Below are 16,116 nucleotides of genomic sequence, written 5' to 3' on the forward strand. Positions count from 1 at the left end.
GGCTGCGCCCATGACCGCCGAACGCGATTTCATTGCCCTGAACCTGTGCGTGTTGACCGTGTCGGACACGCGCAGCCTGGCCGAGGACAGCTCCGGCGACTATCTGGTGCAGTCGCTGACCGAGGCCGGCCATCGCCTGGCCGAGCGCGCGCTGCTGCCCGACGACCGCTACCGGATGCGCGCGACGGTATCGCAGTGGATCGCCGATCCTGCGGTCGACGGCATCCTGGTCACCGGCGGCACCGGCTTCACCGGCCGCGATTCCACCCCCGAGGCGCTGCTGCCGCTGCTGGACAAGGAAATGCCGGGTTTCGGCGAGCTGTTCCGCGCGATCAGCTTCGACGAGATCGGCACCTCGACCCTGCAGTCGCGCGCCTTCGCCGGCCTGGCCAACGCCACCTTCCTGTTCTGCCTGCCGGGTTCGACCTCGGCCTGCCGCACGGCCTGGGAAAAGATCGTCCGCGCCCAACTCGACGCGCGCACCAGGCCGTGCAACCTCGCCACCCTGCGTCCGCGCCTGAAGGAGTGATCGGCATGTCGTTGGATACGACCCTGCGTTTGCTGGCCAAGGCCAGCGGCCTGAGCGTCGCCGACCTGGCCACCGCGATCCCGCGCGCCGGCGCGGCCACGGTCAGCGCCTGGCTGCGCGGCGAGAAGCTGCCCGGCAAGGACCAGCTCGACGCGCTGGCGCGCGCCTTCGGCGTGCCGGCCGGCGCCTTGTTGGCCGAACTGGCCAGCACCCTGGACCCGGCCCGCACCCAGGGCGAGCACGACCTGCTCGCCGCCTACCGCGCACTCAGCGCGCGCCAGCAAGGCGCCCTGCTCGAAGTCGCCACCGGCATGGCCGGCACCCGCCGCAGCGCGCCGCCGCGCGCGCCGCGCAAGCGCGCGGCCAAGAAGGCGGCCGGGCGATGAGCAAGCCGCTCAAGCGCAAGGAATACGAGGCCCAGCTCGAACCCCTGCAGCTGGAACTGGTGGCGATGGCGCGCTGGCTGCAACGCAGCGGCCGCCGCGTGGCGGTGCTGCTGGAGGGCCGCGACACCTCCGGCAAGGGCGGCGTCATCGGCGCCCTGTCCGACCACCTCAATCCGCGCCAGTGCCGCATCGTCGCCCTGTCCAAGCCCAGCGAGCGCGAGAGCGGGCAGTGGTATTTCCAGCGCTACGTACCGCACCTGCCCGCGGCCGGCGAGATCGTCCTGTTCGACCGCAGCTGGTACAACCGCGCCGGGGTCGAACGGGTGATGGGCTTCGCCACGCCGGAGCAGGTCCAGGCTTTCCTGCGCCAGGCGCCGACCTTCGAGCGGCTGTTGGTCGACGACGGCATCCTGCTGTTCAAGTACTGGCTGTGCTGCGACCAGGAGCAGCAGGAGCAGCGCTTCGCCGAGCGCCTGGACGATCCGCTCAAGCGCTGGAAGCTGTCGCCGATCGACCTGGAAGCGCGCAAGCATTACGACGATTACACCCACGCCCGCGAGGCCATGCTCGCGGCGACCCACACCGAACATGCGCCGTGGACCCTGGTCGACTTCAACGACCAGCGCCAGGGCCGGCTGAGCCTGATCCGCGACCTGCTCGCGCGCCTGCCCGACACCCGGGTCGAGCCCGCGCCGCTGAAGTTCCCCAAGCTGAAGGGCAAGCCGTCGACGGAAAAATACGGCGTGCTGCAGCCGATTCCTGCGACCGGCAACAAGCGCAAGAAGGCCGATTGACGCCGCCCTTGTGTAGGAGCGGCGTGAGCTGCGACAACAGAAGAGGTGCCCGAAAGCGCGCTTCCCGAAGCCCGGACCCGCGGCCGCGCTTCGGCGAATCCAAAACCCGCATCCGGTCTTCGGCCGAAACGCTGGCGTACACCGCTGCGGTTGGTCGCGGCTCACGCCGCTCCTACAGAAAGGCGGACAACGCGAGACGCCGCCTCGCCGATCAGCCCGACGGCTGCGATCAGTCGCCCTGCGCCGGCAACAAGCGCAAGAAGGCCGATTGACGCCGCCCTTGTGTAGGAGCGGCGTGAGCCGCGACAACGGAAGAGGTGCCCGAAAGCGCGCTTCCCGAAGCCCGGACCCGCGGCCGCGCTTCGCCGAATCCAAAGCCCGCATCCGGTCTTCGGCCGAAACGCTGGCGTACACCGCTGCGGTTGGTCGCGGCTCACGCCGCTCCTACAGAAAGGCGGACAACGCGAGACGCCGCTTCGCCGATCAGCCCGACGGCTGCGATCAGTCGCCCTGCGAACGCCGGAACGGGTGGAACAGTTGCAGCAGCCAGGGCTTCTGCGCCAACACCAGGCTGACCCCGACCCGCTCCTGCGCGCTCAAGGCCGCGTCCCGCGCCAGCAAGGCGTCGAACTCGCGCGCGACTTCGCCCAGGCGCTGCCTGAGCTCGCGGATGCCGGCGGTGCTCAACGCGCCGCTGAGCAGCAACAGCACGTCCTGCTCGCCGTCGAAGGGATCGGCGAAGAAGTCGCCGAGCAGGTGGTGGCGGAAATAGCGCTCCATCGGCCCGTCGGCGCGCCAGCGGAAATTGCGCGCGGTCAGCGGCCGGCCGCGGTTGCCGGGCATCAGCTCGATGATGCCGAGCCGGTCCAGGCGCACCATCAGCTGAGTCCAGCGCACGTCGTCGAAGACGAAATGCGCCTGCACGTCGGCCTGCTTCCAGCGATTCAAGGTCAGAAACAACGCCACCAGCAGGGCCGGGTCGTCGACCAGGGCCTGTTCCTGGGCCTCGCTGAGCGTGGCCATCGGCGCGCGGCCGCGCGCGGCCTCGGCACTGAGCTCGGCCAGGCCGATATCGAGCACATCGCAGATCTGCTCCAGCCGGCGTAGGCTCATCGCCCGGCGCGAGAACATGCGCTTGACCGCCGCCTCGCTGAGCTTGAGCCGGCCGGCCAGGTCGCGGTAGGTCAGCTCCTGCGCGCGCAGGAACCGCTTGAGGGCATCGACGAGCTCGAGAGTAAGCGCCATGGGTAGCAAAATACTCTACTGACGATAGAAATCCGAGCCACCTTGTCGATCATTGTTGCCAACCGCGCCGCAGCGCCCGAGTCTGGCCGCGGTCCCGAACGAGGAGACGCGAATGCCAAGGATTGCCGACCGTCTGCTTCCCCTGGTTCTGGCCGTTTCGGCCGCCGCTGGCCCGCTGGCAGGGATGCCGGCCTTTGCGGCGGTGCAATCCGACGGCCTCAGCCGTCAGTCCGAGGCCAGCCTGGCGGCCTCGGTCGAAGTCCCGGCGGCCGCGGCCAGGGCCTTGTCGCAGGGCGCACGATTTTCGGTCGCCGCGATCGAGGCCAGCGCCCAGGGCGCCGCGGTCACCGTCTCGGCCGTCGCCGCCGGCACCTCGATCGTCATAGCGCTGTCGGCGCAACAAGCCGCACGGCTGGGCCTCAAGGTCGGCCAAGCCGTGGTGGTCACGGCGGTCGCCGCCGGCTGGCTGATCAGCACTGCAGCCGGCGAGGCCTTGTGCTTCGTCCCCAACGAATCCGCCCGCGCCCTGCTGCACAGCGAGCGCATCGACACATGAGCCGCGCCTCCGGCCCGTGCGCACCGCATCGCGCCCTGCGCGCCGTGCTGCTGGCCGCGATGCTGTCGCTGCCGCTGCAGCCGTTCGCCGCCGCAGCCGGTACCCGCTGCGAGAACCGCAGCCTCGGCGCCGACCGGCTCGCCGCCGCGGCGCAAACCGCCCTGACCGTCGCCGCGGCCCTGGACCAGCGCGACGCGCCGCTGGCGCTGGTGGCGCGGGTCGGCACCGATCTGTCGGCGCAGGGGCTGGTCTACAGCCATGTCGGCTTCGTGGTCCGCGACCATCCCGCCGGGCGCTGGAGCGCGGTGCATCTGCTCAACGAATGCGGCGGAGACCGCTCCGGCCTGTACGCCCAGGGCCTGGTGAATTTCTTCGCCGACGACCTGGTCAACCAGGACGCGCGCATCGTCTGGCTCGATCCGGCCTTGGCGCAGCGCCTGGCCGAACGCTTGCGCGCGCTGCCGCAACAGCCGCTGCACCAGCCGCGCTACAACCTGATCGCGCGCCCGGGCAGCGTCGAGTATCAGAATTCCACCGCCTGGGTGCTGGAGACCGTGGGCGCGGCCCTGGCCGAGGACGCGTCCGGCGCCAACCGCACGCAGGCCTACCGCGCCGCCGAACGCGACGGGTTCCGGCCGGACCGGATCCGCATCCCGTACTCCAAGCGCGTGCTCGGCGGGCTGTTCGGCAGCAATATCGCCTTCACCGATCACTCGGTGGCGACCCGGCTCGGCGGCGAGTATCCGGTGGTGACGGTGCGGGCGATCGTCGAATACCTGGCGCGCAGCGGGCGGGTGCAGGCGCAGCAGGAATGGCGCAGTGGACGGGAGATGGAGCGGTTGGGGGCGTTGTGAGCGGTGGTGGCGGGACGGCGCTGGGCGCCGGAGCGCGGAGCAGAGCAGAGCAGGAGCAAATCCCCCCTGCCCCCCCTTTTTCAAAGGGGGGAAAGACAACAGCGGAGAACGGGAGATTACGGACTCCAAGCAGGTCGCCTACCGCGCGCCCGGTGCTTCCGCTGTTGGATCGACGGCGCAGCAACCGCCGATGCGGTGTCCATCAACTCAGGGCGCGCCAACCGTGGCCCCCTTTGACAAAGGGGGCCGGCGCCCGACGCTGGCCCGAAGCAGGCAGCGGACTGCGGCGCGGGGGATTTGCTTTTCGGCGGATCGCTCAAGCACACAGCACCATCCCCAGCCCGTCCAGCCAACGGGAATCGCCTGCCGGCGGTCGATCGTGCGCGAACCCGCGGTCAGCTAGCGCGCTCCCGTCCCCGACCAAGGCGATGATCTCGAATGCGAGGCAGCGCCTAGGCGCGAGCGACTCAGCCGCAGACGAAGCCGGGGCCGGCTTCTTCGTCCCGGGCCGGTTCGCGTTCGAGACGGTCCACGCGCGCGTTCGGCGGTCCGTGGGTTAGCCACTGCGCCAGGCGCTCGATCGCCGCAGCGTCGCCGGCGGCCAGCACCTCGACCCGGCCGTCGGCGAGGTTGTGGGCGTAGCCGCGCAGGCCCAGGGCCTGGGCCTGCTCGCGGGTGCTGGCGCGGAACCACACGCCCTGCACCTTGCCGCCGACGAAAAAGCGCGCCGCGCTCACGGGCCGCCGGCCGTCCCCGGCGCCGCCGGCTGCTCGCCCGGCTTGGGCCCGCCGGCCTTGGCGATCGCGTCTTCGATCTTCTTGGCGTCGACCGCGCCGAGGAATTTCTCGGCGACCTTGCCGTCCGGCGCGATCAGGTAGGACATCGGCAGGCCGCGCGGGGTGTCGAAGGCCGGCGGCGGCGAGGCCACGTCGACCACCGCGATCGGGTAGGAGACCGGATGCTGCTTGAGGAAGGCCTGCATGTCGGCCGGCTCGATCTCCTCGTAGGCCAGGCCGACCACGTCGATGTGCTCGCGCATCGTGTCCAGCGCCGACAGCTCGGGCATTTCCTTGATGCAGGGGCCGCACCAGGTGGCCCAGAAATTGATCACCACCCAGCGCCCGCGGTGCTCGGCCAGGTCGAAGGTCTTGCCGTCGATAGTGGCGATGCGCAGCTGCGGCGTGTCGCTGGCCGGCTCGGCCGTCGGCGTCGGCGCGGGCGTCGCTGCGGGCGCGGCAACGGGCGCCGGCTTGGCGCTGTCGCCCTGCGGCGCCGAGGGCTGGCAGGCCGCCAGCGCCAGCGCGGCGGCGAGCAGGATCGGGCGCGAGTACGGTCGGTTCATGGTCACTCCGGTTCGGCGTGGATGCTGGACACGCGTCGTTTCATCAGCGCGCGCAGCGGCACGCGCAGTTCGTCCATCGCCGCCATCGCCGACTGGCCCAGCGAGTCGTCGCGGCACGGCAGCACCGCCTCGGCGATGGGAATGCGCAGGTTGCAGGCTTCGTACAGCTCGCCCAGGGTCAGCTCGTCCAGGTCGCGCGCCAGCAGCCATTCGCCGTTCTCGGCCCGGCGCACCACGTTGATTTCGCCCAATTGCTCGAGCATCTGCTGGATCAGGGCGTCGGTCAGCATCGGTTCCAGTTGCTGGATTTCATCGATGTGCAGGCCGCGGCCGAGCTTGCGCGCGCCGTTGAAGCGCGCCAGCAGGCGCAGCAGGCCGTAGATCTCGAAGCCCAGCGGCAGGCGCATCGATGCGGGCTGGTAGCGGAACGCCGAGATCGAGGAGGCCAGCGAGGCGCCCAGCAGCACCGCGACCCAGCTCAGATAGATCCACAGCAGGAAGATCGGCACGAAGGCCAAGGTGCCGTAGATCTTCGAATACGAGCCGAAGCTGCCCAGGTAGAAGCCGATGCCGCTCTTGATCAGCTCGAACAGCACCATCGCCAGGAACGCGCCGGCGGCGGCGTGACGCCATTTGATCGTGCGGTGCGGCACCACCCGGTAGATCGCGGCGAAGGCGATCCATTCCAGCGCCATCGGCGCGGTGCGCAGCAGCAGGCTCTCCAGCCAGCGCCCGGGCTGGGTGGCGAACACGTCCATGGCGAAGAAGCGCGCCGAGATCGCCAGGCTGGCCGCGGCCAGCAGCGCGCCCAAGGTCAGCACCGTCCAGTACACCAGGAACCGGCCCAGGCGCGGCCGCGGCGAGTGGATGCGCCAGATCCGGTTGAACGCCGCCTCCACCCCGTTGAGGGTGATCAGCAGCGACACCACCAGGGCGATAACGCCGGCGGTGGTGAGCTGGCCGGCGTTGGCCGAGAACTGCTTGAGGTAGTTCTCCACCGAGCGCGCCGCCGAGGGCACGAAGTTGGAGAAGATGTAGTCGCTGAGGCGGTCGCTCCATTCGCCGAACATCGGGAACGCCGACAGCACCCCGAACACCACCATCGACAGCGGCACCAGCGCGAAGACCGTGGTGTACGACAGCGCGCCGGCGGCCTGGAACAGGTTGTCGTCGAGGAAACGCCGGGCCAGGAAGCGGAAGAAGGTCCCGGCCCGGGCGCGATCGCGCACCCGTTCGCTCCAGCGATAGATCGAATCCAGAGGTTCCATTCGGCGCAGGGTAACCGATGGGAGGTGGGCGGGGCATGCAGGCCGGGCCGCCGCAGCGCCAAGCCCGCCCCGCTCCCGTATCCTGTGCGGCGCAAAGGAGGCTCCGATGAGCGAAGTTCTGGTGCTGTACTACAGCCGCGGCGGCTCGGTGGCGCGGCTGGCGCGGCAGATCGCGCGCGGGATCGGCGAGGTCGACGGCGTCGCCGCGCGCGTGCGCAGCGTGCCGCCGGTAGCCGCGATCACCCAGACCGCGGCGCCGCCGGTGCCCGACGAGGGCGCGCCCTACGTGGAGGCGCGCGACCTGGCCGAATGCGCCGGCCTGGTGCTCGGCAGCCCGACCCGGTTCGGCAACATGGCCGCGCCGGTCAAGCACTGGCTGGACGGGCTCGGCGCGCAGTGGGCCAGCGGCGCCCTGGTCGGCATGCCGGCGGCGGTATTCACCTCCACCGCGAGCCAGCACGGCGGCCAGGAATCGACCCTGCTGACGATGATGGTGCCCCTGCTCCACCACGGCTGCATCCTGCTCGGCCTGCCCTATACCGAGCCGGCGCTCAGCAGTACCCGCGGCGGCGGCACGCCCTACGGCGCCAGCCACGTCGCCGGCGCCCAGGACGATCCGCAGCTGAGCGACGACGAGGCCCAACTGGCGCGCGCGCTCGGCCGCCGGGTCGCCGAACTGGTGCTCAAGGTGAGCCGGTGAACGCGCCGGCGCCGCGCAGCCGCGCGCAGACGCTGCTGCTGGCCTCCCTGCTCGGCCTGGTCGCGCTGTTTTCGTTCTGGTACCTGCTGCCGCAGCGGCACCTGCTGGCCGGGCTGCTGGTGTTCGTGCTGCCGCCGGCGCTGCTGGCGCTGGGGGTGTGGCGGCGCAGCCGCCGCGCCGGCTACTGGTCGGGGGTCTGCGCCCTGGCCTGGTTCTGCCATGCGGTGATGCTGGCCTGGTCGTCCCCGGCCGAGCGCGGCTACGCCTGGATCGAGCTGGCCCTGGCCCTGCTGGTGATCTTCGCCGCCAACCAGCCCGGCCTGGCGGCCCGGTTCGGCCGCAAGGCCGGCGATAAAACCGGCGCCTGAACCCCGCCGCGCGGCGGCGGCCGGGATACGCGCCCGCACGGTGCCGGCGCGGCTCGGCGGCGAGCGCCGGGGCCTATAATCGCCATCCGTTCCCGACCACGCGACTCACCCGAGATGGACAAGCTCTGCATCGTCACCACCGGCGGCACGATCGACAAGATCTACTTCGACGACAAGTCGGACTACCAGATCGGCGAACCGCAGATCGGCCACATCCTCGACGAACTCGGCGTGGCGTTCCGCTACAGCGTGATTCCGATCATCCGCAAGGATTCGCTGCACATCACCGCGCAGGACCGCGAGCTGATCCGCGCCACCATCGCCGCCCAGGACGCCCAGCACGTGCTGGTCACCCACGGCACCGACAGCATGGTCGAGACCGCCAAGATCCTGGCGACCATCCCCGGCAAGACCATCGTCCTCACCGGCGCGCTCAACCCGGCGCGTTTCCGCGGCTCCGACGCCGAGTTCAACATCGGCACCGCGGTCGGCGCGGTGCAGTCGCTGCCGGCTGGCGTCTACATCGCCATGAACGGCCGCATCTGGGACCCGACCAAGGTGCGCAAGAACGTCGAGGCCAATCGCTTCGAAGCGATCTGACGCATCGCCCCGGCCGGCGCGACCGACGCGCCGCAAGCCATACCCGACGGGCGCCGCATTGCGGCGCCCGTCGCGTTTGCGCGTCCGGCGAGGCGGGCTACGGTGACGCAGCCCGCCTCGTCCCCTCGGCTTCGATCAGAACGTGATGCTCCAGGTATCGATCCGGCCGGTGTCCTGGCTGGCGTTGTCGTTCACCCGCAGCTTCCAGATGCCGTTGAGCGGTTCGCTGGACAGGTTGAAGGTGAAGCTGCCGGTGACGTTGTCGGCGCTGCCGCCGGCGCGGTTGCTGATGTTGTAGAGCGAGCCGTCCGGCGCGACCAGGTCGACCTTCAGGTCGCCGCGGTAGGTGTGGACGATGTTCACCGACACCGAGGCGTTGGTCGGGGCGTTGCCGGTGCGGCCGGAGACCGTGATCGGGCTGTCGACGGTGGCGTTGTCGTTGACCGCGTAGTCGGTGCCGTTGGTGTAGGTCTGGGTGCCCGGACCCGGGCCCGGGCCGGTGCCGGCGGTTTTGCCCAGCTCGCCGAGGAAAGCCAGGCCGAGCTTGGCGAAGGGCACGCTGTTGGCCGCCGAGTTGCCCATGTTGGACAGCTTGTCGTTGGGCGTGTGGATCGAGGAGAAGTAGCCGCCGCTGCTGTTGCCGCCCTCGAAGTAGATCGCCGCCGGGAAGCCCGCCGAGGTCCAGGAGGCATGGTCGGAGCAGCCGTAGCCGCAGGTGTAGCTGCCGAGGGTGCCGCCGAGGTAGGTCGAATGCAGGTCGCGCAGGAACTGCTGCAGGGCCGAGTTCGAGTAGTCGCTGACCAGGCGCACTTCCGGCGTGCCGCTGGTGCGGTAGTTGGTCATGTCCAGCTGCAGCACGCCGACCACGTTGACGCCGCGATTCTTGAAATCGGTGGCGATGGCCTTGGAGCCGCGCAGGCCGACTTCCTCGGCCGCATAGCCCATGAACTTGATCGTGCGCTTGGGCTTCCAGCCGCTGGCCAGGGCGATGCGCGCCACTTCGGTCAGGGTGGCGATGCCGGAGGCGTCGTCGTCGGCGCCCGGCGCGGTCATCGCGTCGCCGCTGCCGGTGCTGGAGATCGAGTCCAGGTGCGCGCCCAGCACCACCACTTCGTTCGGCAGGTCCGTGCCCTGGATGGTCAGGATCGCCGAAGGCTGGGTCGAACAGGTGGTGCAGCCGGTATAGAGCTCGGCGCTGACGTCGCTGCGGCCGTTGGCCAGGCTCAGCCAGTTGTCCTTGATCCAGGTCGCCGAAGTGCGGCCATAGGTCGAGGCGTAGTAGCGGTTCGGGTACGAGGTCGACAGGTGGTTGATGGTGCCGCGGATGTTGGCTTCGGCGACCTGGCTCAGCCACGGCGTCACCGTGGCCTGGTTGTCGATGGTATAGGTCGCGAACTGGGTCGCCATCGCCTGCGCGGTGCGGTCGTTGCGGACGAAGGCCTCGGCCTCTTCGCGGCTGTCGAAAGCGACGAAGCCGCCGCAGCGCTTCTCCTTCTCGTGCACGTGGTGGGTCACGTCGGTCAGCTGGTGGGTCTTGAGTTCGGCGATCACCAGCTTGGCCCCGGCGCCGTTCTGCACGCCGGTGGAGTTGCGGGCCAGGGTCTTGACGCCGGCGTCGTAGGTGTCGCGCGAAGTGACGATGAACACCGGCTTGAACGGATCTTCGCCGGGGCTCAGCCGCGATTGGTCGTGGACATGGGCCTGCGGCGCGGCGGACGTCTGTGCGGCCGCCGGCGCGATGGCGGCGGACAGGGCGAGAGCGAGCAAAGCGGGCAGCGGGGCGACGTGCTTGTTCACGAAAGCGCTCCTGGGTTCGGCGTCGCCGACCGGGTGCGTGCGGGCACCGGCGCAGGGACGCGATGGGCTGGAATGACGGCGATGCAACGCGGGCCGTCGCGAGGAGTTGCCGGGCGGGAAAGCGATGCCGAAACGCGCGGGGGAGACGTTCCGAGGCACCCGGGACTCGACCCTAAGCGCGCGGCGATGTGACCGACAAGCGACAACCTGTCCGAGCGCACATTCGCGTCCGTGACTGCGGTCATGCATACGCACCGTAACCGCTTACGGTGCGCCGGCGCATCTGCGATGCGAGCGTAAAACCCCGGAATTTTCTCTATTTCCATGAACGAAAAGCGGCGCATGCGGATGCCGCCGCGAGCCAGCGCGGTGCGCCGAAGCGACGAACCTCGGCCGGAGCCGGGGTCCGTCGCGACGCGGCGATCGGCGCTCGATCGTCGTTACGATCGGCGGATCAGAAGGTGATGCTCCAGGTATCGATGCGGCCGGTGTCCTGGGTGGCGTTGTCGTTGACCCGCAGCTTCCAGGTGCCGTTCAGCGCTTCGCTGGACAGATCCTTGACGAAGCTGCCGATGACGTTGTCGGCGCTGCCGCCGCTGCGGTTGTGCAGGTTGTACAGCGTGCCGTCGGGCGCGACCAGGTCGACTTTGATGTCGCTCTTGTAGGTGTGGTAGATCGTCACCGCCACCGAGGCGTTGCTCGGCGCGTTGCCGCTGCGGCCGGACACGACGATGCTGCTCTCGACCGTGGCGTTGTCGGGGATCTGCACGTCGTTGTCGTTGCGGTAGGTCTGGGTGCCGCTGCCGTCGCTGACCGTGACCGAGGCGGTCTTGCTGTGGCTGGCGCCGTCGTCGTCGGTGACCGTCAGGATCACGCTGTAGGTGCCGGCCGCGGCGTAGGTCTTGCTCGGGCTGGTCGCGGTCGAGCTGGTGCCGTCGCCGAAGTTCCAGCTGCGCGAGACGATGCTGCCGTCGCTGTCGGTCGAGCTGTCGGTGAACGCCACGGTCAGGCCGCTGGCCGACGAGCTGAAGTTGGCCACCGGCGGGTTGTTGCCCGGCCCGGTGCCGCCGACGGTGAAGCGCACCGCGTTCGGCGTGCCCGGCTTGCCGGCGGCGTCGGTGCCCTGCACGTACAGCGTGTGCACGCCCTGGGCCAGACCGGTGGTCGGGATGCTGCCGGTCACCGTTTCGCGGCTGGCGTTGAAGCTGCCGTCGCTGGCGTTGAGCGGATAGGACACTGCGCCGGGCGCCCACGGCGGCGCGTCGAGGTAGGCGCGGGCCGAGGCGATGTTCTGCACCGGCTCGGTTCCGTTGCTCTGGTTGAACACGCTGTCGTCGACGGTCGCGGTCAGCGACACCGGCGTGCCGGCCGGCACCGTCGCCGAGGCCACCGATACCGCGACGGTATCCGGGCCGGACGGCAGCTTGTACGGCGCCCACAGGCTGCGCGCGGCGTAGCGCAGCGACTTGAGGTTGTCCGGCAAGGTGGTGCCGGTGAAGGTGCTGCAGCTTTCGAAGAACGACACGCCCAGCTCGATCGTGTAAGCCGGCACGCCGAGCGAACCGTACATGGTGTCGTCGGTGGTGCCGTCGGTGGCGTACAGCTCGTCGGACTGCTGCGGACGGTAATTGTTGTGGTAGGCCATGCGCCGGCCGAGCGCGCGCAGCGCGGCGCTGTTCGGCGCCGGATTGCTGGTGTCGCCCCAGGACCACAGCACCAGTTGGGCGGCGCTGTGGATGTCCATGAAGATGCCCTGGTAGTCCTCCGGCGCGGCGGTGTTGACATCGTCGGGGCGGCGATCGGGGAAGATGCCGCCGGTGTAGACGCCGTTGCTGCCGCGGGTGCCGGCGACCAGGCGCATCAGGTTCTGCGTCTCCGGCTCCGAGGCCGCGGTCGGGCCGCGATAGGTTTCGGCGCAGGCGTTGCCGCTGGAGCCGCCGGCGGCGCTGTTCCAGTGGTAGGGGAAATTTCGGTTGAGGTCGGTGCCGTAGGACGAGGCGCTGCAGCTGCCGTTGGTGTTGTTGACGTTCTTGCGCCAGGACGAGCCGGCCTCGGCCTTCTTGCGCCCGTCCGGGTTGGCCTGAAGCACGAACTGGAAGGCGAAGTTGTCCAGCAGCCAGGTCGCTTCGTCGTTGCTGCCGTAGCCGTTGGCCAGCCATTCGGCGAAACGGGTGACGGTCTCGGCCGGGGTGTATTCGCGGGCGTGGATCGAACCGAACAGGGCCAGGGTCGGCTTGTTCGGCAGCGCCGCGTCGGTGGCCGAGTTGGTCAGCTTCAGCACCTTCATGTCGTAGCCGGTGCCGGCGCTCTGGGTCTTCTGCCAGCTCGGCCCGATCGTCCGCACGCTGGCCAGCTGCGGCTTGCTCGCCGCCAGCTGGTCCATGGTCTGGTAGGTCTCTTCGACCGTTCGGTAGCAGGCGTAGCCGGGGATGCTCTTGATCCCCAGGGCCGAGCTTTGCAGGGCGCGCTGCAGGCGCTGCAGTTTTTCCGTGCCGTCGCGGTCGATCTCGTAGCGCAGGCCGGCGCGGCGCAGCGCATCCAGGTCTTCCGGCATCGCTTCGACCTTCACCGTGCGCGCGTCGCGGTCGACGATCAGGTGCTGGAAGCGCGATGCGATGCGCTGCAGCTGGGCGGGATTCTGGTAATGGGCGGTGACGAAGACCGGCAGGTCTTCGGCGGACGCGTGGCCGGCGGACAAGGCCAGCAACAGCGGCAACGCGGCGGATCGGATGCGCATAGGGAATTCTCCAGGAACCGGTGCGGGTGGGCAGGCAGCGTCGCGGGGCAGCGCGCTGCGACCATGCTGTGGATGGGTGCGACGCACTGGCAAGCGCCGCGCGGCGCGCGGCCGATGCGCTTTCGTGATATCCGCAGCAGAACGCCGCTGCGATCGCCGGAGTCCGGCGGCGTCCGCTCGTCGCGGTACGGACGCCCTGAAAAAACGCCGCGGCCCGAAAGCCGCGGCGCGGTGCGGATCAGACCGCTTGGATCAGAAGGTGATGCTCCACTTGTCGATCCGGCCGGTGTCGGCGCTGGCGTTGTCGTTCACCCGCAGCTTCCAGGTGCCGTTGAGCGGCTCGCTCGACAGGTCCTTGGTGAAGGTCTGGATGATGTTGTCGGCGCTGCCGCCGGTGCGGTTGTGCAGGTTGTAGACCGTGCCGTCCGGGGCGACCAGGTCGACCTTCAGGTCGCTGCGGTAGGTGTGGTAGATCGTCACCTGGATCGGCGTGGTGGCCGAACCGTTGCCGCTGCGGCCGGAGACCGTGATCGGGCTGTCCACGGTGCTGTGGTCGGCGATCGCGTAGTCGGTCTCGTTGCTGTAGGTCTGCGCGCCCGGGCCGCCGGACACCGTGACCGTGCCGGTCTTGGTGTTGGTTGCGCCGTCGTCGTCGGTGACGGTCAGGGTAACCGTATAGGTGCCGGCGGCGGCGTAGGTCTTGCTCGGGTTGGTCGCGGTCGAGGTGGTGCCGTCGCCGAAGTTCCAGCTACGCGAGGCGATGGTGCCGTCGCTGTCGGTGGAGCTGTCGGTGAAGGTCGCGGTCAGACCGCTGGTGGTCGAGGTGAAGTTGGCCACCGGCGGGTTGTTGCCCGGCGTGCCGCCCGAGTCCAGGCCGTCGATGAAGGTCTGGCCGGTGCCGGCCGCGTCGAGCCAGTCGCTCAGGCGCGAACCCGAGGCGCCGCCGCCGGTCCAGGACACGAACACGCGGCCGTAGTAGTCGCTGCGGTTGTCGCCGGTCGCCGAGCAGCTCGACGGGCCGCCGTGCAGCTGGCCGATGACCCGCTTCTCCGGGCTGTACAGCGGCGAACCCGAGGAGCCCGGCTCGGTCACGCCGCCCGTGGGCTGCCACTGCGAACGCAGGTGGGTGGTGCCGGCGCCGCCGCCCCAGGCGACGAAGGTGGTCGGCTGCACCGACAGGCTGATGCGCTTCTCGGCCACGTTGGGGTGATGGATCGCGATCGAGCTGGGGAAGTTCTGGTCGCGGCGGTCCCAGCCGGCCCAGTACAGGTTGAACGCCGGATTGGCCGGGGTGTTCAGTTCCAGCAGGGTGAAGTCGGAGGTCGCATAAGTCGCCTTGACCGTCGAACCCGACTGGTTCTGGCTCATCGAGCCGTCGCCGTTGGCGCCGCTGGCCGGAGTGTTCGGCGCGCGGCAGGTCGAGTTCTGGTAGTTCCAATACACCACGATGCTGGCCGCGGTCGAAGCCGTGCCCATGCCGCAGTGGTGCGCGGTCAGGAAGTACATCTTCTTGTCGTTCGCGGTGTTGTTGACCAGCGAACCGGTACAGGCCAGCGAGCCGCTCTTGGAATAGGCCGCGACCGAACGGATGATGTCGCGGCGGCCGTCGCCGTCGGGGCAGACCACGTCGACGTTGCACTGGCCCGACACGCCCTTCTCGCCGCTCTGCGCGGCCAGGCGGCGCGCCAGCGGACCGAAGCCGACGTAGTCGTGGTTGACCTTGGTCAGGTGCAGCTTGAGTTCGCTGGCCTTGGCGCGCGGCACGACCACTTCGATCACCGCTTCCTCGCCCGGCACGATCGCGGTCCACAGCTGGCCTTGGGCGTTGTTGTTGCTGTCGTCGTACTGGCTGATCAGGTTGCGATCGCCGCCCGGCATCTGGGTGGCCGGATACACCAGCAGGCGACCGCCGGCCGGCATGTGGTACTGGGTGAAGCCGAAGTTCAGCGACAGCGCCTTGTCGGAGCGCACGCGCTGGCGCCAGACCAGGGTGTCGGCATCGATGCTTTCCCAGACGCCGGAGTTCTGCGGCGTCATGTCGACGGTCATCGGCTGGGCGAAGCGCGGGATGTCGCCGCGCGCTTCGCGCACGCGGTCCTCGGCGCGCAGCTTGGCGACGTCCACCGCCGGCATGGTGCGCAGGGCGACCTTGTCGACGCTGGACAGATTGGCGTATTCGAATGCCGCGGGGCGCGAAGCAGGCGCGGCCAGGGCGGCGCTGATCGACATGGCGAGCAACATCAGGGAACCACAGAATCGTTTCATGAGTCTCTCCGTCCGTAGTAGAGGCAAAGACCCGCGACGCCGAACGAGGCGTTTCGGTGGCGATGGCGGCGGGTCAGGCGATGGGAATCGAATGCTCCAGCACGTGATGCAGGCAATGCCGCATGCTTCCCCCAAGCGTGCGTGTTCAACGGCGACGACGCGTGGCCGATCGGTGCGCAGCCGGCGCGACCACGGCGCGACTCTGAAGCAGGGCCGTCGCGCACAACAAGACGCAAATCCGCCGAGTCCACATCGCATCCGTGTGTTTCGTCACGCATACGGCGAAGATTTGTTTCGATTGAAATCGGTACTTGCAGGCGGAAATCGGAACTGAGAACCCGTCCGCGTTCATGAAGCCGCCGCGCGCACATGTCGACGGAACTTAGCCGGCGAGCGGTTGCTTGCGGGGTACGAGCGGCGAGTTCGGCGCGGCTTTTGTCGTGGATTTTCGCGGTTTTTCGCCGCGCTCGATTGAATTTTTCGGCCTCCTTCCGCCCCCCAAGCGAGGCGCGTCGTTCGGGCGAAAAAAAGCCCCCGGCGTCGCCGGGGGCTGGGTCGCGTAACGCGCTGGGCGGTCGCGGTTGGATCAGAAGGTCACGCTCCAGGTGTCGATCTTGCCGACGTCCTGGGCGGCGCGATCGGCGGCGCGCAGCTTCCAGGTGCCGTTGAGCGGTT

General features: G+C 69.4%; 16 protein-coding genes. 8 read left to right on the forward strand and 8 right to left on the reverse strand.

What is annotated here, in order from left to right; genetic code table 11:
* Positions 1–10 precede the first annotated feature (10 nt).
* From moaB to ppk2, 3 genes are read left to right on the forward strand one after another with little or no spacing between them, the layout of a single operon-like run.
* Positions 11–529 carry a molybdenum cofactor biosynthesis protein B gene (moaB, locus tag AC3A57_RS12685; RefSeq protein ID WP_487579218.1) on the forward strand — a complete coding sequence of 173 codons (519 nt, stop codon included), beginning with the start codon at positions 11–13 and terminating at the stop codon, positions 527–529.
* Between the two features lie 5 nt (positions 530–534).
* Entirely contained in the window at positions 535–915 is a 381-nt protein-coding gene (locus tag AC3A57_RS12690) for a helix-turn-helix domain-containing protein (protein WP_487579219.1), read from the forward strand.
* Positions 912–1,709 (forward strand): polyphosphate kinase 2, encoded by a 798-nt coding sequence (gene ppk2, locus AC3A57_RS12695; protein WP_487579220.1) that lies wholly within the window; start codon positions 912–914, stop codon positions 1,707–1,709. The genes AC3A57_RS12690 and ppk2 overlap by 4 nt, the downstream gene beginning before the upstream one ends.
* Positions 1,710–2,210: 501 nt before the next feature.
* Here the strand turns inward: ppk2 and AC3A57_RS12700 are convergent.
* The gene (locus AC3A57_RS12700; RefSeq protein ID WP_487579221.1) at positions 2,211–2,954 is read right to left on the reverse strand and encodes a helix-turn-helix domain-containing protein; all 744 of its coding nucleotides are present in this window, start codon (positions 2,952–2,954) and stop codon (positions 2,211–2,213) included.
* A 202-nt stretch (positions 2,955–3,156) separates the two neighbouring features.
* On the opposite strand from AC3A57_RS12700, the gene AC3A57_RS12705 reads away from it, so the two are divergent.
* Positions 3,157–3,510, forward strand: a complete 354-nt coding sequence (locus AC3A57_RS12705) for a hypothetical protein (RefSeq protein ID WP_487579222.1) — start codon at positions 3,157–3,159, stop codon at positions 3,508–3,510.
* Complete coding sequence (locus AC3A57_RS12710) at positions 3,507–4,364, forward strand: DUF2145 domain-containing protein (protein WP_487579223.1); 858 nt, start codon at positions 3,507–3,509, stop codon at positions 4,362–4,364. Before AC3A57_RS12705 ends, AC3A57_RS12710 begins: the two co-directional genes overlap by 4 nt.
* Before the next feature lie 467 nt (positions 4,365–4,831).
* On the opposite strand, the gene AC3A57_RS12715 is transcribed toward AC3A57_RS12710, so the two are convergent.
* The 3 genes from AC3A57_RS12715 to AC3A57_RS12725 are packed head-to-tail and all read right to left on the reverse strand — an operon-like array spanning position 4,832 to position 6,974.
* Entirely contained in the window at positions 4,832–5,101 is a 270-nt protein-coding gene (locus AC3A57_RS12715; RefSeq protein WP_487579224.1) for an acylphosphatase, read from the reverse strand.
* Positions 5,098–5,706 (reverse strand): TlpA family protein disulfide reductase, encoded by a 609-nt coding sequence (locus AC3A57_RS12720; protein WP_487579225.1) that lies wholly within the window; start codon positions 5,704–5,706, stop codon positions 5,098–5,100. Before AC3A57_RS12720 ends, AC3A57_RS12715 begins: the two co-directional genes overlap by 4 nt.
* Positions 5,707–5,708: 2 nt before the next feature.
* Positions 5,709–6,974 carry a YihY family inner membrane protein gene (locus AC3A57_RS12725; protein ID WP_487579226.1) on the reverse strand — a complete coding sequence of 422 codons (1,266 nt, stop codon included), beginning with the start codon at positions 6,972–6,974 and terminating at the stop codon, positions 5,709–5,711.
* 106 nt (positions 6,975–7,080) lie between these two features.
* Here AC3A57_RS12725 and wrbA point away from each other — a divergent pair, with 106 nt between their 5' ends.
* The 3 genes from wrbA (at position 7,081) to AC3A57_RS12740 (ending at position 8,642) form a co-directional block, all read left to right on the forward strand.
* Complete coding sequence (wrbA, locus tag AC3A57_RS12730; protein ID WP_487579227.1) at positions 7,081–7,674, forward strand: NAD(P)H:quinone oxidoreductase; 594 nt, start codon at positions 7,081–7,083, stop codon at positions 7,672–7,674.
* Complete coding sequence (locus AC3A57_RS12735; protein ID WP_487579228.1) at positions 7,671–8,042, forward strand: DUF2069 domain-containing protein; 372 nt, start codon at positions 7,671–7,673, stop codon at positions 8,040–8,042. The genes wrbA and AC3A57_RS12735 overlap by 4 nt, the downstream gene beginning before the upstream one ends.
* A gap of 114 nt (positions 8,043–8,156) precedes the next feature.
* On the forward strand, positions 8,157–8,642 hold the full coding sequence (locus AC3A57_RS12740) for an asparaginase domain-containing protein (protein WP_221671565.1): 486 nt from the start codon (positions 8,157–8,159) through the stop codon (positions 8,640–8,642).
* Between the two features lie 135 nt (positions 8,643–8,777).
* On the opposite strand, the gene AC3A57_RS12745 is transcribed toward AC3A57_RS12740, so the two are convergent.
* The 4 genes from AC3A57_RS12745 to AC3A57_RS12760 all read right to left on the reverse strand — a co-directional run.
* Positions 8,778–10,439, reverse strand: coding sequence for a M20/M25/M40 family metallo-hydrolase (locus AC3A57_RS12745; RefSeq protein WP_487579229.1), 1,662 nt, complete (start codon positions 10,437–10,439; stop codon positions 8,778–8,780).
* A gap of 454 nt (positions 10,440–10,893) precedes the next feature.
* The gene (locus tag AC3A57_RS12750; RefSeq protein WP_487579230.1) at positions 10,894–13,176 is read right to left on the reverse strand and encodes a M14 family zinc carboxypeptidase; all 2,283 of its coding nucleotides are present in this window, start codon (positions 13,174–13,176) and stop codon (positions 10,894–10,896) included.
* A gap of 252 nt (positions 13,177–13,428) precedes the next feature.
* Positions 13,429–15,441: a proprotein convertase P-domain-containing protein gene (locus tag AC3A57_RS12755; protein ID WP_487579231.1), complete on the reverse strand. Its 2,013-nt coding sequence runs from the start codon at positions 15,439–15,441 to the stop codon at positions 13,429–13,431.
* 586 nt (positions 15,442–16,027) lie between these two features.
* The coding region (locus AC3A57_RS12760) for a proprotein convertase P-domain-containing protein (RefSeq protein ID WP_487579245.1) at positions 16,028–16,116 on the reverse strand (89 nt) is incomplete at its 5' end.

It is taken from the genome of Lysobacter sp. Soil_C_15, from assembly GCF_057657315.1.

Bases quoted from the DNA above. Each gene is read 5' to 3' on its own strand.
- AC3A57_RS12710 (WP_487579223.1), top strand. From the start codon at position 3,507: ATGAGCCGCGCCTCCGGCCCGTGCGCACCGCATCGCGCCCTGCGCGCC.
- AC3A57_RS12725 (WP_487579226.1), bottom strand. From the start codon at position 6,974: ATGGAACCTCTGGATTCGATCTATCGCTGGAGCGAACGGGTGCGCGAT.
- ppk2 (WP_487579220.1), top strand. From the start codon at position 912: ATGAGCAAGCCGCTCAAGCGCAAGGAATACGAGGCCCAGCTCGAACCC.
- AC3A57_RS12700 (WP_487579221.1), bottom strand. From the start codon at position 2,954: ATGGCGCTTACTCTCGAGCTCGTCGATGCCCTCAAGCGGTTCCTGCGC.
- AC3A57_RS12690 (WP_487579219.1), top strand. From the start codon at position 535: ATGTCGTTGGATACGACCCTGCGTTTGCTGGCCAAGGCCAGCGGCCTG.
- AC3A57_RS12720 (WP_487579225.1), bottom strand. From the start codon at position 5,706: ATGAACCGACCGTACTCGCGCCCGATCCTGCTCGCCGCCGCGCTGGCG.
- moaB (WP_487579218.1), top strand. From the start codon at position 11: ATGACCGCCGAACGCGATTTCATTGCCCTGAACCTGTGCGTGTTGACC.
- wrbA (WP_487579227.1), top strand. From the start codon at position 7,081: ATGAGCGAAGTTCTGGTGCTGTACTACAGCCGCGGCGGCTCGGTGGCG.
- AC3A57_RS12755 (WP_487579231.1), bottom strand. From the start codon at position 15,441: ATGAAACGATTCTGTGGTTCCCTGATGTTGCTCGCCATGTCGATCAGC.
- AC3A57_RS12740 (WP_221671565.1), top strand. From the start codon at position 8,157: ATGGACAAGCTCTGCATCGTCACCACCGGCGGCACGATCGACAAGATC.
- AC3A57_RS12750 (WP_487579230.1), bottom strand. From the start codon at position 13,176: ATGCGCATCCGATCCGCCGCGTTGCCGCTGTTGCTGGCCTTGTCCGCC.